Origin of the sequence: Nonomuraea sp. 3-1Str (assembly GCF_031570565.1) — a bacterium.
GTDB lineage: Bacteria > Actinomycetota > Actinomycetes > Streptosporangiales > Streptosporangiaceae > Nonomuraea.
Genome location: NZ_JALHBK010000045.1, coordinates 19,893 through 46,353, shown reverse-complemented (window position 1 = coordinate 46,353; position 26,461 = coordinate 19,893). Strand labels below are relative to the sequence as shown.

General features: G+C 72.7%; 23 protein-coding genes. 13 read left to right on the top strand and 10 right to left on the bottom strand.

Features of this window, described 5'->3' with window-relative positions; all coding sequences use genetic code 11:
• On the top strand, positions 1 to 236 hold a 236-nt coding region (locus tag MTP10_RS40190), incomplete at its 5' end, for a hypothetical protein (RefSeq protein WP_310717020.1).
• Between the two features lie 54 nt (positions 237 to 290).
• Here MTP10_RS40190 and MTP10_RS40185 read toward each other — a convergent pair.
• Complete coding sequence (locus MTP10_RS40185; RefSeq protein ID WP_310717019.1) at positions 291 to 1,073, bottom strand: type II CAAX endopeptidase family protein; 783 nt, start codon at positions 1,071 to 1,073, stop codon at positions 291 to 293.
• Positions 1,074 to 1,205: 132 nt separating this feature from the next.
• On the opposite strand from MTP10_RS40185, the gene MTP10_RS40180 reads away from it, so the two are divergent.
• The 6 genes from MTP10_RS40180 (at position 1,206) to MTP10_RS40155 (ending at position 8,089) form a co-directional block, all read left to right on the top strand.
• Positions 1,206 to 3,329 (top strand): SpoIIE family protein phosphatase, encoded by a 2,124-nt coding sequence (locus MTP10_RS40180; protein ID WP_310717017.1) that lies wholly within the window; start codon positions 1,206 to 1,208, stop codon positions 3,327 to 3,329.
• Positions 3,330 to 3,427: 98 nt separating this feature from the next.
• Positions 3,428 to 4,483, top strand: a complete 1,056-nt coding sequence (locus tag MTP10_RS40175) for an ABC transporter substrate-binding protein (RefSeq protein ID WP_310717015.1) — start codon at positions 3,428 to 3,430, stop codon at positions 4,481 to 4,483.
• A 71-nt stretch (positions 4,484 to 4,554) separates the two neighbouring features.
• Positions 4,555 to 5,385, top strand: a complete 831-nt coding sequence (locus tag MTP10_RS40170) for an ABC transporter ATP-binding protein (protein ID WP_310717013.1) — start codon at positions 4,555 to 4,557, stop codon at positions 5,383 to 5,385.
• Positions 5,375 to 6,235, top strand: coding sequence for an ABC transporter permease (locus tag MTP10_RS40165; RefSeq protein WP_310717011.1), 861 nt, complete (start codon positions 5,375 to 5,377; stop codon positions 6,233 to 6,235). The genes MTP10_RS40170 and MTP10_RS40165 overlap by 11 nt, the downstream gene beginning before the upstream one ends.
• Positions 6,236 to 6,240: 5 nt before the next feature.
• On the top strand, positions 6,241 to 6,726 hold the full coding sequence (locus MTP10_RS40160) for an Rrf2 family transcriptional regulator (RefSeq protein ID WP_310717009.1): 486 nt from the start codon (positions 6,241 to 6,243) through the stop codon (positions 6,724 to 6,726).
• Between the two features lie 193 nt (positions 6,727 to 6,919).
• Positions 6,920 to 8,089 carry an NAD(P)/FAD-dependent oxidoreductase gene (locus MTP10_RS40155; RefSeq protein WP_310717007.1) on the top strand — a complete coding sequence of 390 codons (1,170 nt, stop codon included), beginning with the start codon at positions 6,920 to 6,922 and terminating at the stop codon, positions 8,087 to 8,089.
• Between the two features lie 60 nt (positions 8,090 to 8,149).
• On the opposite strand, the gene MTP10_RS40150 is transcribed toward MTP10_RS40155, so the two are convergent.
• Positions 8,150 to 9,010, bottom strand: a complete 861-nt coding sequence (locus MTP10_RS40150) for a UbiA family prenyltransferase (protein WP_310717005.1) — start codon at positions 9,008 to 9,010, stop codon at positions 8,150 to 8,152.
• 173 nt (positions 9,011 to 9,183) lie between these two features.
• On the opposite strand from MTP10_RS40150, the gene MTP10_RS40145 reads away from it, so the two are divergent.
• From MTP10_RS40145 to MTP10_RS40130, 4 genes are all read left to right on the top strand, one after another.
• Positions 9,184 to 10,236, top strand: a complete 1,053-nt coding sequence (locus MTP10_RS40145; protein ID WP_310717003.1) for a 3-oxoacyl-[acyl-carrier-protein] synthase III C-terminal domain-containing protein — start codon at positions 9,184 to 9,186, stop codon at positions 10,234 to 10,236.
• A 49-nt stretch (positions 10,237 to 10,285) separates the two neighbouring features.
• On the top strand, positions 10,286 to 10,816 hold the full coding sequence (locus tag MTP10_RS40140) for an isoprenylcysteine carboxyl methyltransferase family protein (protein WP_310717001.1): 531 nt from the start codon (positions 10,286 to 10,288) through the stop codon (positions 10,814 to 10,816).
• Positions 10,813 to 11,826 carry an NAD(P)/FAD-dependent oxidoreductase gene (locus MTP10_RS40135; protein WP_310716999.1) on the top strand — a complete coding sequence of 338 codons (1,014 nt, stop codon included), beginning with the start codon at positions 10,813 to 10,815 and terminating at the stop codon, positions 11,824 to 11,826. The genes MTP10_RS40140 and MTP10_RS40135 overlap by 4 nt, the downstream gene beginning before the upstream one ends.
• Before the next feature lie 85 nt (positions 11,827 to 11,911).
• The gene (locus MTP10_RS40130; protein ID WP_310716997.1) at positions 11,912 to 12,406 is read left to right on the top strand and encodes a hypothetical protein; all 495 of its coding nucleotides are present in this window, start codon (positions 11,912 to 11,914) and stop codon (positions 12,404 to 12,406) included.
• Positions 12,407 to 12,440: 34 nt separating this feature from the next.
• Here MTP10_RS40130 and MTP10_RS40125 read toward each other — a convergent pair whose 3' ends face one another.
• Together MTP10_RS40125 and MTP10_RS40120 are read right to left on the bottom strand one after the other, a co-directional pair.
• Complete coding sequence (locus MTP10_RS40125) at positions 12,441 to 13,394, bottom strand: NAD-dependent epimerase/dehydratase family protein (RefSeq protein WP_310716995.1); 954 nt, start codon at positions 13,392 to 13,394, stop codon at positions 12,441 to 12,443.
• A gap of 82 nt (positions 13,395 to 13,476) precedes the next feature.
• Positions 13,477 to 14,370 carry an SDR family oxidoreductase gene (locus MTP10_RS40120; RefSeq protein ID WP_310716993.1) on the bottom strand — a complete coding sequence of 298 codons (894 nt, stop codon included), beginning with the start codon at positions 14,368 to 14,370 and terminating at the stop codon, positions 13,477 to 13,479.
• A 62-nt stretch (positions 14,371 to 14,432) separates the two neighbouring features.
• Here MTP10_RS40120 and MTP10_RS40115 point away from each other — a divergent pair, with 62 nt between their 5' ends.
• Entirely contained in the window at positions 14,433 to 14,846 is a 414-nt protein-coding gene (locus MTP10_RS40115) for a helix-turn-helix domain-containing protein (protein WP_310716991.1), read from the top strand.
• A 250-nt stretch (positions 14,847 to 15,096) separates the two neighbouring features.
• On the opposite strand, the gene MTP10_RS40110 is transcribed toward MTP10_RS40115, so the two are convergent.
• From MTP10_RS40110 to MTP10_RS40085, 6 genes are all read right to left on the bottom strand, one after another.
• Entirely contained in the window at positions 15,097 to 15,252 is a 156-nt protein-coding gene (locus MTP10_RS40110; protein ID WP_310716989.1) for a hypothetical protein, read from the bottom strand.
• Positions 15,253 to 15,779: 527 nt separating this feature from the next.
• The gene (locus tag MTP10_RS40105) at positions 15,780 to 16,205 is read right to left on the bottom strand and encodes a nuclear transport factor 2 family protein (RefSeq protein ID WP_310716988.1); all 426 of its coding nucleotides are present in this window, start codon (positions 16,203 to 16,205) and stop codon (positions 15,780 to 15,782) included.
• 145 nt (positions 16,206 to 16,350) lie between these two features.
• The gene (locus tag MTP10_RS40100) at positions 16,351 to 18,732 is read right to left on the bottom strand and encodes a SpoIIE family protein phosphatase (protein WP_310716986.1); all 2,382 of its coding nucleotides are present in this window, start codon (positions 18,730 to 18,732) and stop codon (positions 16,351 to 16,353) included.
• Positions 18,733 to 18,798: 66 nt separating this feature from the next.
• Entirely contained in the window at positions 18,799 to 23,097 is a 4,299-nt protein-coding gene (locus MTP10_RS40095; protein WP_310716985.1) for a HAMP domain-containing protein, read from the bottom strand.
• A gap of 216 nt (positions 23,098 to 23,313) precedes the next feature.
• Complete coding sequence (locus tag MTP10_RS40090) at positions 23,314 to 24,573, bottom strand: C39 family peptidase (RefSeq protein ID WP_310716983.1); 1,260 nt, start codon at positions 24,571 to 24,573, stop codon at positions 23,314 to 23,316.
• Positions 24,574 to 24,777: 204 nt separating this feature from the next.
• Positions 24,778 to 25,830, bottom strand: coding sequence for a hypothetical protein (locus tag MTP10_RS40085; RefSeq protein WP_310716980.1), 1,053 nt, complete (start codon positions 25,828 to 25,830; stop codon positions 24,778 to 24,780).
• 384 nt (positions 25,831 to 26,214) lie between these two features.
• Here MTP10_RS40085 and MTP10_RS40080 point away from each other — a divergent pair, with 384 nt between their 5' ends.
• Positions 26,215 to 26,457, top strand: coding sequence for a hypothetical protein (locus MTP10_RS40080; protein ID WP_310716978.1), 243 nt, complete (start codon positions 26,215 to 26,217; stop codon positions 26,455 to 26,457).
• Positions 26,458 to 26,461: the final 4 nt, after the last annotated feature.

Below are 26,461 nucleotides of genomic sequence, written 5' to 3'. Positions count from 1 at the left end.
ACTGGGGCCAGCGCATCGGCAGCGAGTACTTCATGAGCAACCTCAACGCCGACAACATCCACATCCTGCTGCACGAGATGGGGCACTCGTTCGGCCTGGACGACTTCTACGACTGGACGCCCACGGGGCAGTGCTGCTTCATCATGAACGCGGGCAGCGCCACCTCGATCACGGAGTTCGACGCGTGGATGCTGCGCGACTGGTGGCGGCACCTGAAGAGCCGCTACGGCCTCTGACGCAGCTTCGACCCGCCTGTGATCCCGCGTCCGGGCGCGGGATCACAGGCGGGGTCAGGGCAGCCAGCTCACCTTGCCGTGCAGCAGCGCGTACCCGACGAAGGCCACGGTGTCGATCAGCGTGTGCGCAACGACCAGCGGCATCGCCCGGCCCCACCGCTGGTAGAGGCGGCCGAACACCAGCCCCATCACCACGTTGCCGACGAACCCGCCGAACCCCTGGTACAGGTGGTACGAGCCGCGCAGCAGCGACGAGATCACCAGCGACCGCCAGGGGCCGTGGCCGGCCTGCGCCAGCCGGTGCAGCAGGTAGCCGGCGACCAGCACCTCCTCCAGCACGCCGTTCTGCGCGGCGGCGAGCACCAGCACCGGTACCCGCCACCACTCGTCGGGCAGGGCCCCGGCGACCACCGTGAGGTTGACCCCGGCGGCGTACACGGCGAGGTAGAACGCCAGCCCCGTGCCGCCGATCACGGCCGCGAGCGTCGCGCCGCGCCGCAGGTCGCGACCCGGCTCGCGGGCGTCCACGCCGATGGCGCGCATGGACTCGCCGGAGCGGACGAGCAGGTAGGCGACGAGCGCGACGGGCGCCACCGTGATGGCGATGTCCACGAGCTGGAGCGCCAGGTCGAGCCAGGGTCGTCCGGGCGCGAGCGAGGGGGTGAGCACGGCGCGCTGGCCCCTGAGCTCCTTCGGGGCCGTGATGGCGCCCACCAGGCGGACGAGCGCCACCAGGCCGCTCGCGCCGAGCGACACGGCGAAGACCACGAATATCTCGGCTCGGATGAGCCGCGGCGTGAGCTCGGAGACGCCTGCGGGGGCGGTCGGCGTGTGCATGGCCGCAGGGTAGCCGCCGGCCCGTCGGTCCCGAGTAAGGGGCTGGGGGTGCCCGCCAGGGCGACTCGGGCATATTGTCCTATATAGGCATTTTTCGGGTATTGAGCTCACTTCGAGAGTGAGGCACCGCCCATGGGTGACCAGGCCAGCTACTTCTTCGGCCCCGCAGACGACCTGCCGGGACTCGACGAGCTGCTGGCCCACGCCGTGGGGAACACCGGATCGCACATGGGCGGCGTCTACCTCCTCACCCCCGGCCAGAACGCGTTGCGCCTGGAGGTGGCGATGGGGCTTCCCTCACCCATCGCCAGTCAGTGGTCCCGGCTCCGTCTGGAGAGCCTGGCCCCCGCCTCCAACGCGCTGCGTGAACGGCGCCTGATCTGGGTGCCCGGCCAGGAGGAGATGGCCCGGTACTTCCCGGACGCCGCGCTCGTCCTGCCGTACAGCTTCTCGACCGCCGCCGCGCCCATCTACACCGAGCCGGACGACTGGGGAACGCTTCTCCTCCTGTGGCCCTCGCCGCACGCCTCCGACCTCAACCGGCACGAGCGGGACGTCATCGAGATCACCTGCCGCAGGATGGGCGTGCTGCTGCGGCGGGCCGCCGAGGCCGGGCGCCGCGTCGTGCCCGGCGAGCGCCCCCGCCTTCTCGTCGCCGCCCGCGGGAACACCCCGGACATGGAGGAGGCGCTGGCCGCGCTCGACTACGTCAACCGGCTGCCCGAGGGCTGCTGCGCGCTCGACATGGACGGCCGCGTCACGTTCATCACCCAGCGCGCGGCCGACATGCTGGGCGGCAAGGTGTCCGAGCTGCTGGGGGCCCGGCCGTGGGACGTGCTGCCGTGGCTGCGGGACCCGGTCTTCGAGGACCACTACCGGGCCGCCGCCCTCAGCAACCAGGTCACCGCGTTCACCGCCCGCAACCCGCGCGGCGAGCGGCTCGCCTTCGAGCTGCACTCCGATCCGCTCGGCATCAGCATCCGCGTCGTCCCCGTCCCGGGGCCGGCCCTCCCGGGGCCGCCCGGGGCGGCCGAGCCGCTGATCAGGCCGATCCGGGCGGACACGCTCTACAACCTGGTCCACCTCGCGGCCACCCTCACCCGGGCCGTCACCGTCCAGGACGTCGTCGACCTCGTCAGCGAGCAGGTCATGGTGCTCTGCGACGCCCAGGGCATGGCCATCCTGCTCGCCGAGAACGGCCGGATGCTGGTGGTCGGCTCCCACAACTACGAGACGGAGATCATCGACCACTTCGACGGACTGCCGCTCACCGCGCACACCGCGAGCCAGCACGTCATGCTGACCGGCGAGGCGGCGTTCTTCGAGAGCTGGGACGACCTCGTCGCGCGGCACTCCGACGCGATACGCCAGCCCGGCATGTCCGCGTGGGCGGTGCTTCCGCTCATCGCCTCCGACCGCCCGATCGGCACCTGCGTGCTCTCGTACGCGCGCCCGCGCGCCTTCACCGCCGACGAGCGGGCCACGCTCACCTCCCTGGCCGGGCTGGTCGCCCAGGCCCTGGAACGCGCCCGGCTCTACGACGTCAAGCACCAGCTGGCCGAGGCGCTCCAGGCGAGTCTGCTCCCCAGCGCGCTGCCCGCCATCCCACGGCTGGACGTGGCCGCCCGCTACCTGCCCGCCACCCTCGGCATGGACATCGGCGGGGACTTCTACGACCTCATCAGCCTGGACGACACCACGGCCGCCGCCGTCATCGGCGACGTCCAGGGCCACGACATGACCGCGGCGGCCCTCATGGGGCAGGTGCGCACCGCCATCCACGCCCACGCGACCGCCGGCGCGAGCCCCGGCGAGGTCCTGTACCACACCAACCGGCTGCTCATCGACCTCGCGCCCGACCTGTTCACGAGCTGCCTGTACGTCAACCTCGACCTGGCGCGGCACACCGCCTGCCTGGCCAGCGCCGGACACCTCCCGCCCCTGCTGTGCCGGCCCGGCGAGCCCGCGGAGATCATCGACATACCCTCGGGGCTGCTGCTCGGGCTGGACCCGGAGTCCGACTATCCGACGCTGGAGCTGCCGCTGCCGCCCGGCTCGCTGCTCGCCCTCTACACCGACGGCCTGATCGAGGTGCCGGGCGTCGACATCGGCGAGGGCATGGAGGCCCTGGGCCGCCGCCTCACCCGCAGCGCAGGCCGCCCCCTGGCCATGGTCGCGCAGACGCTCATCGACCACGCGCTGGACGTCCAGCAGCGCACCGACGACATCGCCCTGCTGCTGCTGAAGCACGTCTGAAAATCCGAAGGTAGCTGGAACCCCCGGCTTGACTCCACGCCCGCGCGGCCCTATAAACACATTATATCTACTAAATAAGTGGGAAATAGGGAGAACCGATGAACGCTCGCGGGCTTCGCGGGGTGGTGGCCGCCGTGGCGGCTCTGGCACTCACGACCTTGACCGCGGCCTGCGGGGGGTCCGGCGGCGACAGCAAGGCCGGCACCGCGCCGGCTGAGGTGCGGCTCGGGTTCTTCCCGAACATCACCCACGCCACCGCCCTCGTGGGCGTCGAGAAGGGCCTGTTCGCCAAGCACCTCGGCAGCGGCACCACGCTCAAGACCAGCACGTTCAACGCCGGTCCCGCCGCGATCGAGGCCGTCTTCTCCGGCGCCATCGACGCCACCTACGTCGGCCCCAACCCGGCCATCAACGCCTGGTCCAAGTCCAAGGGCCAGGCCATCAAGATCGTCGCCGGAGCGGCCTCCGGCGGCGTGTTCCTCGTCGTCAAGCCCGGCATCACCACCCCCGAGCAGCTCAAGGGCAAGAAGATCGCCACCCCGCAGCTCGGCAACACCCAGGACGTCGCCCTGCGCTACTGGCTGACCGAGAAGGGCCTGAAGACCGACACCAAGGGCGGCGGCGACGTCCACATCGTCCCGCAGGAGAACTCCCAGACCATCCAGACGTTCGCCACCGGCGACATCGACGGCGCCTGGGTGCCCGAGCCGTTCGCCAGCCGCCTCATCAAGGAGAGCGGCGGCAAGGTCCTCGTCGACGAGCGCGACCTGTGGCCGAACAAGCAGTTCGTCATCACCCACCTGATCGTCCGGCAGGAGTTCCTCAAGGAGCACCCCGACACGGTCCGCAAGCTCATCGAGGCACACGTCGAGGCCAACGCGCTGATCAAGTCCGACCCGGCGGGCGCCGCCCGGACCGCCAACGCCGCGCTGGAGAAGCTCACCGGCAAGCCGCTCAAGCCCGAGGTCCTCGACAGCGCGTTCAAGAACATCACCTTCACCGACGACCCGATCGCCTCGTCGCTGGTCGGCAGCGCCGAGCACGCCACCAAGGTCGGCCTGCTGGACCCCGTCGACCTGAACGGCATCTACGACCTCAAGATCCTCAACGAGGTCCTGGCCGCCGAGGGCCAGCCGGCCATCTCGGACAAGTGACTCTCGGACCAGCGACTCTCGGACCAGCGACTCTCGGAACAACCGACTCTCGGACAACCGACGGAGGTGCCATGACCGCTCCGCTCACGGAGCAGGCCGGCGGGCGGGTCGGCGGGCAGGAGCCCGCCGTCCGCATCCAGGCCGTCTCCAAGATCTACGGGCAGGGCAAGGCGGGACTGCAGGCCCTGGACAACGTGGCCCTCGACGTCGCGCCCGGCGAGTTCGTGTGCCTGCTCGGCGCCTCCGGCTGCGGCAAGAGCACGCTGCTCTCCCTGGTCGCCGGCCTCGACGCGCCCACCGCCGGCCGCATCGACGTCGACCGCGACCGGATCGCGCTCATGTTCCAGGAGCCCGCGCTGTTCCCCTGGCTGACCGTCTCGGCCAACGTCGAGATGGCGCTGCGGGCCAAGGGCCTCAACCGGCAGGAACGGCGGGACAGCGCGGCGGAGTTCCTGGACATCGTGCACCTCGGCGGGTTCGGCAAGAAGCGGCCCCACGAGCTGTCGGGCGGCATGCGGCAGCGCGTGGCCCTGGCCCGGGCCCTCGCCCAGGACGCCGACGTCCTGCTCATGGACGAGCCGTTCGGGGCGCTCGACGCGATGACCCGCGACCTGCTCCACGACGAGCTGGAGCGCATCTGGCGCGAGCGCGACCTCGCCGTCCTGTTCGTCACCCACAACGTCCGCGAGGCCGTCCGGCTCGGCGACCGGGTCGTGCTGCTGTCCAGCCGTCCCGGCCGGGTGGTGGAGGACTTCCCGGTCACGCTGCCCCGGCCCCGCCGTACCGACTCGGCCGAGGTCGCCGGGCAGGCCGGCGAGATCACGCAGCGCCTGCGCGAGGAGGTCATGCGCCACGGCTTCACGCAGCCCGGCGCCCAGGAGGTCGCCCCCGATGGCCGCTGACACGCACGCCCGGCAGATCGCCGGGCTCGACGCCCTGGAGCTCACCCCGGCTAGGCGCGCCGGCCTGCTCACCCGCGCCTGGGCCGGCGCGTGGCCGGTCGCCCTGGCGGTGGCCCTGGTGCTCGCCGCCTGGGAGCTCGTCGTGCTGGCCGGCTGGTGGCCCGAGTACGTCTTCGCCGGGCCGCTCACCACGCTCCGCGAGCTCGGCGACCGGCTCGGCGAGGCCGAGTTCTACCAGGCCTTGTCGGTCACCATGCGCCGCGCCGTCGTCGGGTTCGCCCTCGCGATCGCCGTCGGGCTGGTCGTCGGGGCGCTGGTGTCGCGGATCCGGCCCCTGCGCCGCGCCGTCGGCTCCCTCATCACCGGGCTCCAGACGATGCCGTCCATCGCCTGGTTCCCGCTGGCGATCCTGCTGTTCGGGCTGAGCGAGAGCGCCATCCTGTTCGTGGTGGTGCTCGGCGCCGCGCCGTCCGTCGCCAACGGCCTGATCGCCGGCGTGGACTACACGCCGCCGATCCTGCTGCGGGCCGGGCACATGCTCGGCTTCCGGCGGCTCGCCCTGTACCGGCACGTCATCCTGCCGGCCTCGCTGCCGTCGTTCCTGGCCGGGCTCAAGCAGGGCTGGGCGTTCGCCTGGCGCTCGCTGATGGCCGGGGAGCTGCTGGTCATCATCGCCAACCGGCCGTCGCTGGGCGAGCAGCTGCACTTCGCCCGCGAGCTGGCCGACTCGCCCGGCCTGCTCGCCACCATGATCGTGATTCTGGTCATCGGCATCTTCGTGGACCGGCTGTTCGGCGTCGCCGACGACGCCCTGCGCCGCCGCTGGGGCCTTCACCAGGTGACCAACTGAGCGATATGCGGATCTCCGCCCGGACCCAGTACGCCCTGAGAGCCGCCGCAGAGCTGGCCGCCGCCCCACCCGGGCCGGTGCCCGCCGAGCGCATCGCGGCGGCCCAGGGCATCCCCCGCAAGTTCCTCGACAACATCCTGCTCCAGCTGCGCCGCGCCGGCCTCCTGCACAGCCAGCGCGGCCCCGACGGCGGCTACTGGCTCGCCCACCCCAAGGACCAGATCAGCCTGGCCGACATCATCACGGTGGTGGAGGGCGTCCCGGAGGGGGGTGACCACGGCGGGTATCCGGGGGTGGCCCGGCCCCTGGCGGACGTGTGGAGCGCGTTGCGGGACCACGAGGAGACGCTCCTGTCGGAGATCACCCTCGCCCACGTCGCCCAGGGAGCCCTCCCCGCCGCGCACCACCAGGACCACCAGGTCCCCGGCCCCCGCCCGCCCACGGAGGACGTGACACCGGCCGGCTCCGGGACCCGCGACGGCGACGACTGACCCCCGCCCGGGGCGACGACTGACCCCCGCCCGGGGCGGCGACTGAGCCCCGCCCCGGGGCGGCGACGGGCGCCCGGCTGGGGCGGCGACTGACCTCCGCCCGGGGCGGCGACGGGCGCCGGCCGTACCCGAGGAGGGCACTCCGTCACCGGCCGGACGGTTTCGGCGGTGGCCGGCGTGGCACAGACCCGATGTGAACGACGTCTGGGATCTGGTGGTCGTCGGCGGCGGCCCGGCGGGAGCGGCGGCGGCGCTGCGGGCGGCGCAACTGCGCCCCGGAGCGCGCGTCCTGCTGCTCGACAAGTCCGGCTTCCCGCGCGACAAGGCGTGCGGCGACGGCATCGCGGCCCACGGCCGGGACGAGCTGGCCCTGCTCGGCCTGCCGGGCCTCATCGACGACTACCGGCCCACCTCCCGCCTCTCGGTGGTGTCCCCGAGCGGCGCGCGGGTCAGCGCGGAGGCGGCCCGGCCCAACCACGTGGTGCCGCGCCGGGTGTTCGACGCCCGCCTGGTCGAGGCCGCCCGGGCGCGTGGCGTCGAGGTCCGCCGCCATCGCGTCCGCGCGATCGACCAGAGCGGGCCGTACACCGTCATCGACGCGGACATCGCCGCCCGCGCCGTCGTGGCCGCCGACGGCGCCCACTCCACGCTCCGCCGCCTCGCCGGTCTCGCGGCCAACACCGCCCAGCACACCGCCATCGCCGTCCGCGGGTACGCCGACGTGCCCGGCTCCGAGGACGCCCAGCTCATCGCCATGCAGAAGGAGGGCTGGCCCGCCTACGCCTGGTCGTTCCCCATCGGCGACGGCACCGCCAACGTCGGGTTCGGGATGCTGCTGCCCCGCCTGCACGCCGTCGGGCCACCCGGGCGGCAGGTGCTGCACGGCCGCCTCGCCGAGTTGCTGCCCGACCGTCCGGCCCGGGACCTGCGCGCCCACCACCTGCCGCTGTCCTCCGGACGGCCGGCGCCCGGCGCGGGCCGCGTCATGCTCGCCGGCGACGCCGCCAGCCTGATCAACCCGCTCACCGGCGAGGGCATCTACTACGCCCTGCTGTCGGGCCGGCTGGCGGGGGAGGCGGCCGTCGAGGCGCCCGGCGACCCGCTGCCCGTCTACCGGCGCAAGCTGCGCGCGGCCCTCGGCCCGCACCTGCGCACCACCGACGTGCTGGCCCGCCTCGCCCAGTCGCCGGGGTTCATCGACGCGGCCATCGGAACGGCGGCGCGCCGCAAGGAGGTGTTCGACCTGCTGGTGGAGGTGGGGCTGGGGGCGGGGATGGTGCCGCTGCCGATGGCGCTCGCGGTGGCCCGCCGCTGGCTGCGCGACTCCGTGTCCGGCCTCCTCCGTACGTCCCACGGCCGGTGAACCTCGTCCGGCCTCCTCCGTACGCCCCACGGCCGGTGAACCGGCCCGGCCGGTGCGGCGTCACGCGGTGAGGGCGGGGCCGTTGGCGAGCAGCACGAGGACGCCCACCGCCGCCACCCCGATCGCGGCCGCGAACGGCGCCCGCGCGGCCCGCCCGTGCAGCAGCGTGCCCGCGACCACCATCACGCCCGTCACCGCCACCGCCAGCCACCCGGCGGCGCCCGCGTCGCCAGGCGGGGCGAAGACCAGCAGCCACGTGGCCGCCAGCAGCGGCAGCGGGGCCAGCAGCCGCGTGCGCTCCGTGCCGAGCCGCTGCGGCCACCCGCGCACCCCCGCCGCCAGGTCGTGCGGGATGTCCGGCAGGACGTTCGCCAGATGGGCGCCGCACCCCAGCAGGGCCCCGGCCGCCACCGCCCACCAGGCCGGCCACGGGTGTCCCGGCAGGCCGAGCGTCACGAAGGCGGGCAGCGAGCCGAACCCCACCGCGTACGGGAGCCACGACCAGATCGTGGCCTTCACGCCCAGGTCGTAGGCCCACGCGGCGCCCACGCCGATCAGATGCGCGGCCCCGGCGAGCAGGCCGGACGCCAGCGAGAGCGGCACGCACAGCAGCAGCGCGGCGAACGCGGCGTTGCGGACGGTCCGCGCGCCGACCACGCCGTCCACGATCGGCTTGCCGGAGCGTCCGGCCGCCACGTCGAGGCGGGCGTCCACCGCGTCGTTGCACCAGCCGACCGAGAGCTGCCCGGTGAGGACGGCCGCCGCCACGAGCGCGCACCCGGCCGCGTCGCGCCCGCTCGCCACGGCGAGCGCGGTCACCAGGGACGTCACCGCGACCGTCGGCCCGGGATGGCACGCCCGCGCCAGCCCGCCGGCCACCCGCCGGAGTCCGCTCACGCGCGCCGCCTCACCACCCGTCACCCCCCGATCGTAGGCCGCGCCTGCCCGCCGCCGAGGTCCCCACGCCCCGTCACACCGCTGCCGGATGATCGAAGGGACAAGGGAATGTGGTCATCGCGATGGCTTAGCGGGCGCCCGGGAGGGAAGCGTCCCGAGGGTCGGAGTCGTACAGCGCCACGAGCCGGAGAGCCCAGATGACCCGTATCGCTGCCGTCCGCACCTCCTTCCCGCCCAACCGCTACCCCCAGGCTGAGCTGACGGACATGGCGGCGCGGATGTGCCTGCCCGACGGCGCCGACCGGCGGCTGCTCGACCGGCTGCACCGCAGCGCCCGCGTCGACTTCCGCAACCTCGCGCTCCCGATAGAGGACTACGACAAGATCGACGGCTTCGGCGCGGCCAACGACGCGTACATCGCCGCGGCCGTCGAGCTGGGCGCGGAGAGCGTGGGCGGGGCGATCAAGGCGGCTGGGCTGGAGCCGGAGGACGTGGACATGATCATGTTCGCGTCGGTGACCGGCGTGGCCGCGCCCTCGGTGGACGCCCGCCTGGTCGACCGGCTGGGCCTGCGGCGGGACGTCAAGCGCGTGCCGGTGTTCGGGCTCGGTTGCGTCGCGGGGGCGGCGGGGATCGCCCGGCTGCACGACTACCTGCGCGGCTGGCCCGGCCATGCGGCGGTCCTGTTGTCGGTCGAGCTGTGCTCGCTGACCGTGCAACGCGGTGACTCCTCGCCCGCCAACCTGGTGGCGAGCGCGCTGTTCGGCGACGGCTCGGCGGCCGTGGTGGCCTGCGGCGGCGAGCGGGAGGCGCGCGGGCCGACGGTGGTGGCCACGCTCGGCCACCTGTACCCCGACTCCGGGCACGTCATGGGCTGGGAGGTGCGCGACACGGGGTTCGGCGTGCTGCTGGACGCCAGTGTGCCGGACATGGTCCGGCGCTACCTGGCCGACGACGTGCGGGGCTTTCTCGCCGGGCACGGGCTCACCGCCCGCGACATGGCCGTCTGGGTGTGCCATCCCGGCGGCCCGAAGGTGCTGGAGGCCGTGGCCGACGTGCTCGACCTGCCGGACGGGGCCCTGGAGCTGACCTGGCGCTCCCTGGCCGCCAACGGGAACCTGTCGTCCTCTTCCGTTCTGCACGTCCTGGGTGACACGCTCGACGAGCGCCGGCCGGAGCCGGGGGAGTACGGGCTGCTGCTCGCCATGGGGCCCGGTTTCTGCTCCGAGCTGGTCCTGCTCCGCTGGTAGCCGTGTCTCCGAAGTCCGCCGATCTCGCTCCACCGCGCCGGGAGTGGCCATGCTCTGGTATCTGACGCTCATCCTGCTCGTCGGCCTGGAACGCCTGGCCGAGCTGCGCATCGCCCGCCGCAACGCCCGATGGAGCCTCGAACGCGGCGGTGTGGTCACCGGCCAGGGCCACTACCCGTGGATGGTGGCCCTGCACACCGGCCTGCTGGCCGGCGCGCCGCTGGAGGTCGCTCTGGCCGACCGGCCGTTCCTGCCCGCCCTGGGCTGGCCGATGCTGGTCCTCGTCGTCGCCGCCCAGGCGCTGCGCTGGTGGTGCATCACGTCCCTCGGCCCGCGCTGGAACACCCAGGTGATCGTGGTGCCGGGGCTGCCGCTCGTGACGCGCGGGCCGTACCGGTTCGGGTGGCTGCGGCACCCCAACTACGTCGCCGTCGTCGTGGAGGGCGCCGCGCTGCCGCTCGTCCACACGGCGTGGGTCACCGCGCTCGCGTTCACGCTGCTCAACGCGGTGCTGATGGTCGTCCGCATCCGCTGCGAGAACACGGCGCTGGCCACCGCCGGCGGGCGGGCGGTCGCGTGATCGACGTCCTCGTGGCCGGCGGCGGGCCCGCCGGCCTGGCGACCGCCATCCACGCGGCCCTGGCCGGGATGGAGGCGGTGGTCGTGGAGCCGCGCGCCACGCCGGTGGACAAGGCGTGCGGCGAGGGGCTGATGCCCGGCGGAGTGGCGGCGCTGACCGCGATGGGCGTGGAGCTCTCGGGCCGGCCGCTGCGCGGCATCCACTACCTCGACGGCCGGCACTCCGCCCGCGCCCCGTTCCGCGCCGCCGAGGGGCTGGGGGTGCGGCGGACCGTGCTCCACGCCGCCCTCGCCCGGCGGGCAGCCGAGCTGGGCGTCAAGACCGTCACGGGACGGATCGGGTCCGTGTCCCAGGACCGCGAGGGCGTGGAGGCGGGCGGGCTGCGCGCCCGGTGGCTCGTCGCGGCGGACGGCCTGCACTCGCCGATCCGCCGCTCGCTCGGCCTCGGGCTGCCCGACGGGGGCCCGCGCCGGTACGGGCTGCGCAGGCACTACCGCGTGGCCCCGTGGACGGATCACGTGGAGGTCCACTGGTCCGGCGGCGGTGAGGCGTACGTGACGCCGGTGGCCGGCGACCTCGTCGGGGTGGCGATCCTGAGCACCCGCCGGCACGGCTACGCCGAGCACCTCGACGCGTTCCCGGCCCTGCTCGCCCGCCTGCGGGGAGCGCCCGCGACGGCGGTGCGCGGCGCCGGGCCGCTGCGCCAGCGCGTGCGGGCCCGCGTTGCCGGGCGGGTGCTGCTGGTGGGCGACGCCGCCGGCTACACCGACGCGCTCACCGGTGAAGGGGTGTCGCTGGCGGTGCGGTGCGCCCGGTCATTGGTCGGCTGCCTGCGGCAGGGCCGGCCGCAGGAGTACGAGCAGGCGTGGCTGCGGCTGTCGCGGGCGCACCGGCTGCTCACGGGGGCCCTGGTGTACGCGGCCGGCCGCCCGGGCATGGCCCGCCTCGTCGTGCCGGCCGCCCAGCGCCTCCCAGGCGTCTTCACCGCTACGGTCCGCGCCCTGTCGTAGTCCCACCATCCTGGATCGTCCCAAATCTGTGCATGGCCGGGCACGCCGCCCGGCCGTCACGCGGGACCCGCCGGACACTGCTGTCATGAATGCGCGCGACACGGACGCGGCTCCGGAGCCGGCCGAGTTCGGGGGAGCGGTGTACGGCTCGCTGCTCGCGGCCTCCGTGGTCGCCGGCAGCGCCGCCGGGACGCCGAGCCCGCCGGGAGATCTGGTGCTGCTGCTGATCAGCACGGGCGTGGTGTTCTGGCTGGCGCACCTGTACGTCAGGCTGGTCGAGCGCGGCCTGTACCCGCTGACGTGGCGGCGGATACGCGCGGCCGGGCGGCAGGAGTGGCCGCTGGCCCAGGCCGCGGTGCCGCCGGCCGTGGCGGTCGCGCTGGCCTCCCAGCTGGGGATGTCGAACGAGGCGGCCACCTGGGTGGCGCTGGGCGTCGCGGTGGCGACCCAGGTCGCCTGGGCCGTCGCGGCGGCGGTGTCGGCGGGCTCGGGCAAGGGCGTGGTCGTGGTGTCGGGGATCATGAACCTGCTGCTCGGGCTGGTGATCATCGCGCTGAAGACCCAGGTCGCCGGCCACTGACGGTTCACCGCCCGGCCTCGTCGCCGGTCGCCGGTCAGGTGGTGATGCGGCCCGTCCGCACCAGCCGGTCGACGGCCTCGGCGACGGCCTCCAGCGAGGTGTGGCGCGGGCGGTGGCCCAGGAGGCGCGCGGCCTTCTCCATCGAGCAGTGGGGGCTGTGCGCGATGTGGTCGTAGGTGACGCGGGCGTCGTTCTCCGGCACCGTCTCGCGCCAGCGCTCCCACGGCAGGTACGCCAGCCGCGCCTCGCGCCCGAACCAGCCCGCCACCGCCTCGGCGTAGCCGCGCAGCGTGAGCGCGGTCGTGGCGACCGAGTGGAAGCTCTCGCCGACGGAGGCCGACGGGGCGGCCAGCGCGTCCATGAACAGCCGCGCCACGTCGTCGGCGTGGACGTGCTGGACCGTCTCCATGCCGAGGTTGGGCAGCGTGACCTCGTCGCCGTCGGCCAGCGCCTGGAACACGCCGATGTCGAGGTTGCCCGCCGGGTTGACCGGGACCCAGCCCGGCCCGGTGATGTGGCCCGGGTGGATCAGCGTGGCGGGGAACCCGTCGCGGTGCGCCCGGTCGAGCAGGTACGACTCGATGGCCGCCTTCTGGCGGCCGTACTCGCCGATGGGGCGGCGCGGCCGGTCCTCGGTGGTGGGCACCCGGGTGCTGGGGCCGTGGATCCAGATCGTGCCGCAGTGCAGGAAGTGGCGCACGCGCCCGGTCAGGGCCGTGGCGAGCCGGCGGGCGCTCTCCTCGGTGAAGCAGATGAGGTCGATGACCGCGTCGGCGTCGAGGTCGGCGATCCGCCGGCCGAACGCGCCGTCCGCCTCCTCCGCCTCGCGGTCGGCGGTCACGGTGGTGACCCGGGACCAGGCGCCGTGGGGGGTGTACGGCTCACGCTTGCCGCGGCTGACGGCCACCACCTCATGACCCGCGTCGACCAGCCGGGGGACCAGGTAGGTGCCGATGTGACCACTGGCACCGATCACCACTACGCGCATGCGCCCCAGCCTAGACCGGCGGCCCGCCCCCGTTCGAGGGGGCCGCCCTGTCCGGAGGCGCCCGCCGTGGAGTCCGGCGAGGTCAGGAGCGGAGGGCGGCGGCGACGCTGTCGGACAGCGGAGTCGTCGGGCGGCCGATGAGCCGCGACAGCTCGCCGCTCGTCCCGGCCAGCAGCCCGCGCGCGATGGCGCCGTCGATGTCGAGCAGCAGGGCGACGACGGGCTCGGGCAGGCCGGCGGCGGTGAGGATCTCCCGGTGCTCCTCGGGGGTCACGCTCCGGTACGTGATCTCCTTGCCGGACTGCCGGGACACCTCCGCCGCGTACTCGTCCAGGTCCCAGGCGACGTCGCCGCTCAGCTCGTACGCCTTGTTCTCGTGGCCCTCGCCGGTGAGCACGGCGACGGCCGCGGCGGCGTAGTCGGCGCGCGCGGCCGAGGCGACCCGGCCCCGGCCGGCGCTGCCGACGAGGGCGCCCCGCTCCAGGACCTGGCCGAGGCTCTCGGTGTAGACCTCGGTGTACCAGCCGTTGCGCAGGAAGGTGTGGGGAACGCCGGCGTCGATGATGGCCTGCTCGGTGTACTGGTGGTCGCGGGCCAGGTCGAAGTCGGCCTTCGGACCGCCGAGGACGCTCGTGTAGGCGAGGAGGGCGACCCCGGCGTCCTTGGCGGCGTCCACGACCGCCTGGTGCTGGGCGGCGCGCCGCCCGACCTCGTTGCCGGAGATGAACAGCACCCGGTCGCCGGCCGCGAAGGCGCCGCGCAGGCTCGCGGGGTCGTCGTAGTCGGCGACGCGGAGCTCGACCCCGCGGGCGGCCAGGTCGGCGGCCTTGTCCTTGTCCCGCACGACGGCCGCGACCTGGTCCGCGGGGACCCGGTCGAGCAGTTGCCGGACGACGAGGCGGCCGAGAGATCCGGTGGCTCCGGTGACGACGTACATGGTGATCCCTTTCGTGGCGGGGTGTTCGTGACCCACCATGGCACTTTCTCCTAGAAAGCGCAAACTTAAAGTAAGTGCTAACCAAGAGGTAGCATCAGGGCATGGACGCACTCGCACAGCCCGCCACCGAGGCGGAGCGGACTCTGCCGGCGCTGGAGTTCGACGTCTTCGCCCGCGCCTGCCCCTCCCGCGCGACCTTCGAGCACATCACCGGCCGCTGGGGTCCCCTGGTCCTGCTCGGCCTGCACGAGCACGCCATGCGCTTCAACGAGCTGCGTCGCCGCGTCGACGGGGTGAGCGACAAGATGCTCACGCAGACGCTGCAACTGCTCGAACGTGACGGATTCGTCGACCGGCGTGCCCGTGAGGGTTTCCCGTCGCGGGTGGACTACAGCCTCACGCCGCTCGGCGAACGCGCCGCCGTGCGGCTGTTCGCCCTCATCGAGCAACTGGAGGCGGACATGCCCGAGGTGCTGGAGGCCCAGGCCGCTTATGACAGCCGGCGTTCCGGGTGACGGACAATGGGCACGTCGCCGGCCTGCCGGAAAAGGGCGGGGGGATAAATGTCCAACTGTGAGCGGTGGAAAATCTTCGGAATGTACGCGGCCTGAACAAGGCCGTTGTCGAGGAGCGGCGCGGCCCTTTGTTTTCCGAACTCCGAGGTATCATGGCTGCATCGGAGTCGTCCCGTGCGGGCGCGTCGTCGGCGTGCGCGCCGGCGCGTCAGGCCGCTCACCGCGAGGGCGGGCGGCCTTGCGCCGCCGGTCACAGCAAGAGCTGGACCGTCGTGTTGTCACCGGCCACCAGGACGATGGCTACGACGACGGCGATCAGGCTGACGACGAGAAAGGTTCGGCGTGGCGGTCGTACGCGGAACTCTCCGTCGATCCTGATCCTCAGGTGGCGAGAGGACTTCGGCATGACGCCCTCCTTCGGGTGGGTAATGGTCCGGCGGGGTCCGCTGGTTGTGGTCCGATGGACCCCGCCGGGCTGTGATAACGAGCGTATCCCCACTAATGCACGACGCCAACGATTTCCAGCTTCAACACGTCAATAAGGATTAGTGGCGGGTGCTTCGCCGTTCTCGGTAAAGGCGCGACTACGCAAAAATCATCAGGTTGATGCCGCGCGGTGGATTGAAATGGCGAGCAGCCGAGCACCGTGACCCCGATCCCGCGGACGCGGACGCGGACGAGACGGGCCGGGAGTCGCTCCCTGAGATCCGCGTGCTCGGCCCCCGCCGGGCGGAGGGCCCCCGCCGGGCAGAAGGCCGTCGCCGGCGTGCGCGGAGGCCGGGGACGGCTTCGTCGAGCGGCGGTACGGCTCGCAGCGTGGCAGTCTCGCCACATGCCCCGGACGGATTGCTCCGCGATATTCCTGGCGGTCGGCACGGCATTTCTCGCCGTACGGACGAATGCGCCGGGATTTATACTCGGATAAAAGCGGAGTTATTCGGAAATATCGGCGTCGGCGGTGAGGGCGCGCGCCACCGTGAGGCTGTCCTCGTAGATGTGGTACCGCGTGATCAACCCGTCCTCGACCGTGAGGTGGAGCGCGAAGGCCGAGGTGTAAGCCTGCCCGTTCGCCCGCACGGTCTGCCTGATGTGCCCCAGGACGACCGCGTCGGCCCCGTCCACCAGGATCCGCGTGACCGACGTGCCGTTCAGCTCGGGCACGTGGTACGCCTCCAACATGCGGAAATGTCCGGCCACGTCACCCCGGCCGGTACGCCGCCGGATCCACGGCACGGCGGGGTGCCCCTCCTCCGGCCAGTCGAGCTGCCAGTCGATCTCCTCGGCGAACAGCTCGGCGGCCCCGTCGTGGTCGCCCTTGGCCATCCGGCCGAGCAGCTCTTCGACGATCTTCCGGGTCATGACGGGTCCCTTTCCTTAGACTGTGCGGCCAGTCTCGTGGAAGCCGATAGGCAAGTCGATTACCTCTCACGTAAGCGTTCCGCCGTACCCGGCGTTCCCGCGCGCCGCCCTCCACCCCAGGTTCGACGCCCGGGGAGGCGCCGGGTCAGCGGAGCTGGATGCCGATGACGCAGGTGTCGTCGTCCGTGTCGGACCTGCTGTACGTGAGCAGGTGGTCGAGCCGCTGCTCCAGCGACGACACCTCGGCCGTGGCGACCGTGAGGAGCTGCCGCTGGGAGTGCTCCAGGCTGCGGTCCTTCCGCTCGATGAGCCCGTCGGTGTACATGAGCAGCACGTCGTCCTTGAGGAGCTGGACGCTGCCCTCGTCGTACCTCGCCTCGGACAGCGCCCCCAGCAGGACGCCGTCGATCATCGGCAGCTCCGACGACTCGCCGTCGCGCACCATGATCGGCGGGAAGTGCCCGGCCCTGGCCCAGCGCAGCACCCGTGTCTCCGGGTCGAACAGCGCGCAGACGGCCGTCGCCGTCACCTGCTCGGTCAGGTGGTGGGCGACGAGGTTGAGCCAGGTGAGGAGCTGCGCGGGCCCGGCGCCGGTGGTGGCCAGGCCGCGCAGCGCGTTGCGCAGGACCACCATGCCGGTGGCCGCCTCGATGCCGTGGCCGGCCACGTCGCCGAGCGACAGCAGCACCTGCTTGGACGGCAGCACCACGCAGTCGTACCAGTCCCCGCCGACCAGCGCCTCCTCCTCGGCGGGCCGGTAACGGACGCCGATCCGGAGGTCGAACGCCTCGATCGGGCCGTGCGTGGGCGGCATGATCGCCTGCTGGAGCTGGAGAGCCAGGCGGTTGCGCTCGGCCGCCTGCTGCTCGCTGTGCGCGAGCTGGTCACGCGTCGCGGCGAGCGCCACCTCCGTCCAGTGCTGTGCGGAGATGTCCTGGTACGCGCCACGCACGCAGAGCAGCCGCCCGTTGGCGTCCAGCACCGGCTCGGCGACCACCCGGATGTGCCGTGACACCCCGTCGGAGCGCCGGAGCCGGAAGGCGGTGGACGCGGGCCGCTGGTGGTGCAGCAGCCCGCGCAGGAAGCGGCCGAGGGCGACCCCGTCGTCCGGGTGGGCGTGCCGCGGGAGCTGCTGGAGCGGGATGGGCGCCGCGTTGGCCGGCAGGCCGAGCAGGGAGAAGAGCTGGCCGTTCCAGGTGATCTCGCCGGTGACGACGTTCTCCTCGAAGCCGCCCATGCGGCCGAGCCGCTGCGCGTGCTGGAGCAGCCCCGCCACCCGCGCCGCCTCGTCCAGCACGCGCCACACCAGCAGCACGCAGTCGCCGTGGCGGCTGACGCTGACGTTGGCGACGGCGGTCAGCGGCACCTGGTCGATGATGGCCGTCAGCTGCATCCGCTCGGTCCGGAACGCCTCGCCGGTGGCGTGGACGCGCTCGACCTTCTCGAACAGCCCGCCCTCGCCCGCCGCCATCGGGTACGCCTCCAGCAGCAGCGCGCCGTTGACCGCGGCCCGGGGGCGGCCCGCGAAGTCGACGAAGTTCGTGTTGGTGTGCTGGATGAGGAAGTCGACGAGCCGCCCGTCGGCGTCGAGGTGGGGTCGCAGGACGAGGGCGGGGTCGTGCAGGCCGTCGGCCAGGTCGATCAGGTCCGACTGGGGCGGGCGCAGGACCGCCTGCAAGGCCGGGTGCCCCTCCAGGGTGTGGGCGATCAGCTCGGCCAGCGCCTCCACCTGCCGCTGGACCGACTGCGGCTGCGGCGGCAGACGATGAGTCCAGGCGATCTCCAGCACGCCGAGGATGCGTCCTCCGGTGCCCGCGGGGACGGTGACCCGGCCACCGCTCTGCGAGGGCTGATGGCCGATCGAGGGCAGGCCGAACTCCGACAGGTCGGCGAACCACACGGTGCCCCGCTCCACCAGCGCCTGCCGGGCGGGCGTCGCGACGCCGGGCGGCACGTACCGCCACCGCTCCGCCTCACCGGCCGCGAACCCCGCCGCGCCGGCCAGGGTGAGAGAGCCGTCCGTGCCGGCCGCCCACACGGCGACGGCCGTGGCGCCGAGCGGCGACAGCGCGTGCTGGAGCAGCGACTCGCTGACCGTCTGGGTGTCGTCCGCGGCGAGGACCCCGCTCTCCGCGGTGCGCAGCCGTACGGCGATCGACGCGTGGTCGCCGGAGTCGCCGGGGTCGCCGCCACCGGGGCTGGGCGCGGCGCCCTCGCGGCCGGTGGCCGCGCTGACGAACTGGCTGGCCGCCTCGGTCAGCCGGTCCTGCGCGGCCTGGTTGACGATGTCGGCGGCCAGTTCGAGCTGCGTCAGCCGGGTCTGCTCGGCGAGGGCGGCGAGCTGCCTGGCGGCCTCGGCCGGGTTGCAGCCCAGCCGCTCCACCAGGATGCCCTTGGCCAGCTCGATCAGGGCCCGGCCGTCGGCCGCCGCGTGCGCCTCGCGCACCTCACGGCGCAGCCGCTCCACGGTGGCGGCCAGCCGCCCGAGGCGGGTGCCCTCATCGGCGGGCTGCTGGGAGTCGTGCACGTCCTGCTCCTCGACGCTGGTCGTAGCTGCTGTGGGCCCGGGCGGGCGGGATGGCGCCGCGAGCGGCTACCTGCCCAGCCGGCGCTGGATCCGGGCCAGCAGGTCGTCGGCGTCGACCGGCTTGGTGACGTAGTCGCTCGCCCCCGAGGCCAGGCTCTTCTCCTGGTCGCCCGGCATCGCCTTGGCCGTCACCGCGATGATGGGCAGGTCGGCGTACTGCGGCATCGCCCGGATGGCCACCGTGGCCGCGTAGCCGTCCATCTCCGGCATCATCACGTCCATCAGCACGATGTCGATCTCCGGGTGGGCGGTGAGGGTCTCGATGCCCTTGCGGCCGTTCTCGGCGTGCAGCACCTGGAGGCCGTGGATCTCCAGGATGCCGGTCAGCGCGTACAGGTTGCGGGCGTCGTCGTCGACGACCAGCACGGTACGGCCGGCGAGCGACCCGTCGCCCGCCTGCGTCACCGGCCGCTGCACCTCCTCGGGCCTGACCAGCGGCAGCACGTCGTGCGGACCCTCGGCCGACAGGTGCAGCGCGATGCGCTCACGCAGCTCGTCCAGGCTGGAGAGCAGTTCGAGCGGCTGGGTGCCGGTGCGGGCCTGCAGGTTGGACTCCTGCCCGGGGTCCAGCCGCCAGTTGTTGTAGGCCAGGACGGGCACGCCCCGCAGCGCCGAGTCGCCGTCCATGTCCTCCAGGAAGCGCAGCGCCGCGCCGTCGGCCATGTCCAGCTCCAGCACGATGCAGTGGTACGCCTGGGCCGCGAGGGCGGTGGCCGCCTCCTGCACCCCGACGGCGTTGATGACCTCGACGGGCCCGCGCTGGTCGCCCCGGTCGCGGTTGTTGGCCAGGTCGGCCACCGCGCTCTCGGCCACCAGCGACAGCAGCCCGCGATCGCGGCCCTCGATCACCAGCAGCCGGCGCTGCTGCTGCGGCTGGGGCGGCGACACCGCCGGCGTGACGGTCACCGAGCCGGACTCCAGCACCTCGCGGGCGTCGCGCTCCCGGGCGGAGGAGCCCGCCGGCGGCTCGTCGAAGTCGGGGCGCGCCACCGGCAGGTAGAGGGTGAACACGCTGCCCTTGCCCGGGGAGCTCTGGGCGGTGATCGCGCCGCCGAGCAGGTAGGCGATCTCGCGGCTGATCGACAGGCCGAGCCCGGTGCCGCCGTACTTGCGGCTGGTGGTGCCGTCGGCCTGCTGGAACGCCCCGAAGATGGCCTCCAGGTGCTGCTCGGCGATGCCGATGCCGGTGTCCTTGATCCGGAAGGCGATGGCCGAGCCGTGCATGCGCACCGAGGACGGGACCTCGGTGGTCGAGGCCGGCTCGATGTGCAGCTCGACGCTGCCCGCCTCGGTGAACTTCACCGCGTTGGACAGCAGGTTGCGCAGGACCTGGCGGAGCCTGGAGTCGTCGGTCAGCACGTCGACCGGGACGCCGGCGGCCGTGGTGACGACGAAGTCGAGGCTCTTCTGCATGGTCATCGGGCGGAACGTGGCCTCGATGTCGTCGAGGAGCTGCCGCAGCGGCACCCGCTCGGGCGCGATGTCCATCTTGCCCGCCTCGACCTTGGACAGGTCGAGGATGTCGTTGATGAGCTGCAGCAGGTCGGAGCCGGCCGAGTGGATGATGCTCGCGTACTCGACCTGCTTCGGGGTGAGGTTGCGCGTGTGGTTCTGCGCCAGGAGCTGGGCCAGGATGAGCAGGCTGTTGAGCGGGGTGCGCAGCTCGTGGCTCATGTTGGCCAGGAACTCGCTCTTGTACTTCGAGGCCAGCGCGAGCTGCTGGGCGCGGGTCTCCAGCTCCTGCCGGGCCTGCTCGATCTCCAGGTTCTTGGTCTCGATGTCACGGTTCTGGGTGGCCAGCAGGGCCGCCTTCTCCTCCAGCTCGGCGTTGGAGCGCTGGAGCTCCTCCTGCTGGTTCTGCAGCTCCTCCGAGCGGGCCTGGAGCTCCGCGGTGAGCCGCTGCGACTCGACGAGCAGCTCGTCGGTGCGGGCGTTGGCGATGATGGTGTTGACGTTGACGCCGATGGCCTCCATCAGCTGGTCCAGGAACGCCCGGTGGACCGCGGTGAACGCGTAGACCGAGCCCAGCTCGATGACGCCGAGCACCTGCTCCTCGACCACGATCGGCAGCACGATGACCGAGGTCGGCGTGGTCTCGCCGAGCGCGGAGGAGACCTTGACGTAGTCGGCCGGCACGCCGTCCATCGCGATCGTGCGCCGGGTGCGGGCGGCCTGCCCGATCAGCGACTCGCCCAGCCTGAAGCGGGTGGGCCGGTCGGTCCCGGCCGGGTAGCCGTAAGCGTTGATGAGCTTCAGCTCGGCGCCGGCCGGCGACTCCTCGGCGAGGAAGAAGGCGCCGTACTGGGCGGCCACGAGCGGGGCCAGCTCGCTCATGACCAGCTCGGCCACGGCGCTGAGGTCGCGGTGGCCCTGCATGAGGCTGGAGATGCGGGCCAGGTTGGACTTGAGCCAGTCCTGCTCCTGGTTGGCGCGGGTGGTCTCGCGCAGCGAGCCCACCATCGAGTTGATGTTGTCCTTCAGGTCGGCCAGCTCACCCTCGGCGTCCACCGTGATGGAGCGGGTCAGGTCGCCGGAGGTGACGGCGCTGGTGACCTCGGCGATGGCACGCACCTGGCGGGTGAGGTTGCCGGCCAGCTCGTTGACGTTCTCGGTGAGCCGCTTCCACGTGCCGGAGACGCCCTCGACCTCGGCCTGGCCGCCCAGCCGGCCCTCGCTGCCCACCTCGCGGGCGACGCGGGTGACCTCGGCGGCGAACGAGGAGAGCTGGTCGACCATCGTGTTGATGGTGGTCTTGAGCTCCAGGATCTCGCCGCGGGCGTCGACGTCGATCTTCCTGGTCAGGTCGCCCCTGGCGACGGCCGTGGTGACCTGGGCGATGGAGCGCACCTGGTTGGTCAGGTTGTCGGCCATCGAGTTGACGTTGTCGGTGAGGTCCTTCCACGTACCGGCCACGTTGGGGACCCGGGCCTGGCCGCCGAGCTGGCCCTCGGTGCCGACCTCGCGGGCGACGCGGGTGACCTCGTCGGCGAACGCGGACAGCGTGTCGACCATCGTGTTGATCGTCTGGGCGAGCGCGGCGACCTCGCCGCGGGCGTCGACCGTGATCTTCTGCGACAGGTCGCCCTTGGCGACCGCGGTGGCCACCTGCGCGATGGACCGCACCTGGCCGGTCAGATTGGAGGCCATGAAGTTGACGTTGTCGGTGAGGTCCTTCCAGGTGCCCGACACGCCCCGCACGGTGGCCTGGCCGCCGAGCTGGCCCTCGGTGCCGACCTCGCGGGCGACGCGGGTCACCTCGTCGGCGAAGGCGGAGAGCTGGTCGACCATCGTGTTGATGGTCTCCTTCAGCTCCAGGATCTCGCCCCGGGCATCCACCCGGATCTTCTGCGACAGGTCGCCCTTGGCGACCGCGGTGGTGACCTCGGCGATGGAGCGCACCTGGGCGGTCAGGTTGTCGGCCATGACGTTGACGGACTCCGTCAGCGCCTTCCACGTGCCGGACACGCCCTTGACGTCGGCCTGGCCGCCCAGCCGCCCGTCGGTGCCCACCTCGCGGGCGACGCGGGTGACCTCGTCGGCGAACGAGGACAGCTGGTCCACCATGGTGTTCAGCGTGTTCTTCAGCTCCAGGATCTCGCCCCGGGCCGACACGGTGATCTTCTGGGACAGGTCGCCGCGGGCGACGGCGGTGGCCACCTGCGAGATGTTGCGGACCTGGGCGGTGAGGTTGCCGGCCATGTAGTTCACCGAGTCGGTGAGGTCGCGCCACGTGCCCGCGACACCCTTCACGTCGGCCTGGCCGCCGAGCTGGCCCTCGGTGCCGACCTCGCGGGCGACGCGGGTGACCTCGTCGGCGAACGAGGAGAGCTGGTCGACCATCGTGTTGACGGTGTTCTTCAGCTCCAGGATCTCGCCCCGGGCGTCCACGGTGATCTTCTGGGACAGGTCGCCCTTGGCGACCGCGGTGGTGACCTCGGCGATGGAGCGCACCTGGCTGGTGAGGTTGCCGGCCATGGCGTTGACCGACTCCGTCAGGTCCTTCCAGGTGCCCGACACGCCGGGCACCTCGGCCTGGCCGCCGAGCCGTCCGTCGGTGCCCACCTCGCGGGCCACCCGGGTCACCTCGGAGGTGAACAGCGAGAGCTGGTCGACCATGCCGTTGAAGACCAGGGCGATCTCGCCCAGCAGCCCGCCGGCGTCGTCCGGCAGCCTGGTGCCGAAGTCGCCGTCACGTACGGCGGTCAGCCCGGCCAGGAGCTGCCGGAGCTCCAGCTCCTGCGCCTTGCTCACACCTCGGCCGGGGCGTGCCTGCTGGCGGGAGCCGCTGGCCGTCGTCTCGCCCATGTTCACCCTCGTTCCGCTGTCCGGCATGCGAGTGCACGTCCGATCATCATTATCGCCATATGGGGCATAACGGGCGGCCGATCCGAGGGCCGCGCAGAGAATGTACCGGCAAGTAAGCCCTGTCGGTACACATGGGAGACGAGCGTGCGGGTGCGCGGCTCAGCCGTCAGGCCGAGCCGCGCGGGCGCCCGGCGGGCGCCTGAAGATCGGAGGACGTCACCAGTTCGCGGGCAGGCCCGGGACCGTGGCGGGCAGGGCGTGGCCCGGCGGGTGGATGACGTACACGATGCCGCCGCTGCTGGAGCTGCGCTGCCAGACGTTCTCGAAGTCCGCCCGCGGGTACACCCGGCGCACCGCGTCGTTGTCGGACGACGCCGGGTCGTTGGCGATCACGTCACCGGTGGAGGTGAAGCCGACGACCACCATGATGTGCCCGTTGGTCCCGTAGCCCGCGCCCGGCAGCTCGCCCTTCTTGAACGACTGCGACGTGATCACCGGGATGCCCGCGGAGATGAACCGTTCCAGCTCCGTGAGCGACCGCAGCCGCGTCACGAACCCGTCCATGCCGTACCGCCCCGCGTAGGCGGTGTTGAACGGCCAGTTGCCCGCCCCCTGGTAGGCGTGGTCGTAGCTGTAGCGCGCGGCGTAGTCCACCTCGGGGTCGGGATCCGAGGGGTCCACCCAGGCGGTGTCCGCGGCGCTCGGCCCCTGGCCCCAGTAGCCGAGGACCATCGTGGTCGAGGTGGGGCTGCACCACGCCTGGCCGCCGCCGTCCCATTCGGGGTAGTGGCCCTCGTGGACGTTCTGCGAGCGGCGCGGCACGGGCAGCTCGACGCCCCACGCGCCGCCGGCCGGGCTGGCGGGCACGGTCTTGCGCTCAGGCACGTTGGAGGCCATCGCGCCGAGCGTGCGCACCCGGGGCGTGAGGCCGGAGCCGGGCGTCCGGTAGAGGGTGAGGCGGAGCTGGTAGGCGTTGATCTGGCGGCCGGCCGCGGCGACCAGCGTGTCGACGGAGACGGTGGCGTCGGCGTCGCCCTGGCCGGGCACCGAGGTGCGGCGGATGGCGTCCTCTCCGTACGCCCAGCGGCCGAGCACGTACCACTTGGTCAGCCCCGCGGCGTTGCGGGCACGCGCCTCGACCTGCATCCAGCTCCCGGCCGGGATGTCGGCGGTCCAGGAGGCGATCAGCTCGGTGGCGGGGAAGCCGACCTGCTCCTCGGGGCCGGTCCAGCGGGCGTACTCCCACGTCCTGGTGCCGAGCGCGTCGGTGTAGGAGGTGGTGCCGGCCGCGGAGGCGAAGGACAGGCCGTCGCCGTCGCCGGCGGTCCCCTCGGGCGCGCCGGTGGAGAAGTCGGACCGCCGGTAGGCGACATCCGAGGTGCCGGCCGCCGGTTTGGCGCGGACCGCTCCAGCGGCGGGACCGGTAAAGGTCGTGACCACTAAGACGGTGGAGACGAACATGGATAAAGCGCGCATGTAGCCACCTTGCTCGGACGCCGCTCGACGCGGCAGACAGTAAACAGATCGGGCATGCGACCGCATCGGGAGATCTACGTATGGCCAGCAAGAGGACCATGTTTCTGCCGATTCGTGAACAGGCTGTTAGCGGTCCGTGACCGCCTTCGACGGCTTCTCCCGCTCGCCGTCCGTTCCCGAAATCACCCGAAATCCGGTGGATCACTACTCTGCCGGCATCCCGTCGAGGAGCTCGGCGAGGAGGGCCGCGTCGATCGCGCCCGAGGGCGTGCGGGCGCCCGCCAGCACGGAGGCCGCGAGGGGATGCCCGGCGTCGGCGGCGCGCCGCAGCCACTTCTCGGCCTCCGTGTCCTCCCGCTTGGCGCGGTGCGCCCTGGCCAGCCGGTACGCGGCTCCGGCGTGGCCCCGGTCGGCCGCCAGCCGGAAGAAGAACATCGCGCAGCTCGGCCGGGGAGGGTCGGCCTCCTGGTAGCCGACGCCGTGCAGGTAGGCGTGCCCGGCGGCGCGCTCCTGGGGGCGGGGATGGTTGAACAGCTCGGTGGCCTCGTGCCTGCCGGCGTCGCCCGCCCGGCGCAGCCAGTCGCGCGCCACGTCCGGCTGGTTCCTCAGCAGCGTGACCACGGCCAGCCGCATGCAGTCCAGCCCGTCGCCGGGGTCGCTCCGGCGCAGCAGGCGCAGGCCGGTCCTGCCGTAGATCCGCAGCAGCTCCCGGTCCTCCTCGGACACGGGCTCCACCGGGTCCGGCCCCTGCTCGGGCACCTGCGCCACCGGCTGGTCCGCGTACGCGGCGACCGCCCGGGCCGCGTACCCGGTCATCGCTCGGGTCTCGTGGTCCGCGACGGTCCGCGGGGCGGAGGCGAACATGGTGGTGGCGGGTGCGGCGACGGCGAGCGCGGTGGCTCCGCTCAGCGCGGGGAGAGGGGTGAGCGCGGCGGCGGCCCCGCCGGCGTCCTGCGCGGCCCGCCAGTGCTCGTTCCACGTCTGGACGTCGCCCATGCCGCCCACGTCCAGACCCGCCTGCCGGGCCGCGGCGGCGCAGGCCGTGACGAACGCGTACACGAACGGCCACTTCGGCACCCGCTTCCGCTTGCCGGTGAGGACGTCGGACACGGTGCTCTTGCGCAGCTCCAGGTGCGGTCCGTTGGAGCGTGACAACCGGCACAGCTCCGACAGCGCCGGGTATCCGGCCAGCGCGTGCAATTCCCTGAGCCGCATGACGAAGGGGCACGGCACCCCGTCGCGAGGTAGTTCGGTCATCGCCCCAGCCGAAAATGAGTGATCTTTGATAAACGGCGGATAACAGGAGTCATCCTGGCACCACCGGACGCACAAGCACGGCCAGATCCGAGATTTCCGATTGTCCGGGATCAACCGGTGACTTTGCCGTGTGAGAGCTCGTCTGTTGCCGCACACTTCCGCACACAGCCGGACGCGCCCGCATGGCGGCGAATGCTTCCGGACAATCCCGGACGATCCCGGATGATGAGCGCCGCTCATTCTCCGCTTTTATATAGCCTTTTGTCCGGATACAGCGGTATTTGCTCCGGAGTTGTACGGAGGCGTTTGGACCGGTGGCACCCGAGCCGTTCTCCTCGGCATCGTTGGCCGCATCCCGATCGCCGACCATGGAGACGAGAGCTCATGCCGTGTGCCGCCGCCGCTCCGCACACCTTCCTGCGCGTCACCGGTGACCGGCGGCCGGGCCGTCCGCCGGGGCCGTGGGCCCACGACGACGACCAGCTCCTCATCCTCCTGGTGACGACCTGGGCGCTGGCCACGGGCCGCACGCCTCCCGGCCGCCCCGCCGACCGGCTGACGGCCGAGGAGCTGATCGAGTTCTGGGCCGACGAGCAGACCGCCGCCGGCCACCCTCCGACGCCCTGACCCA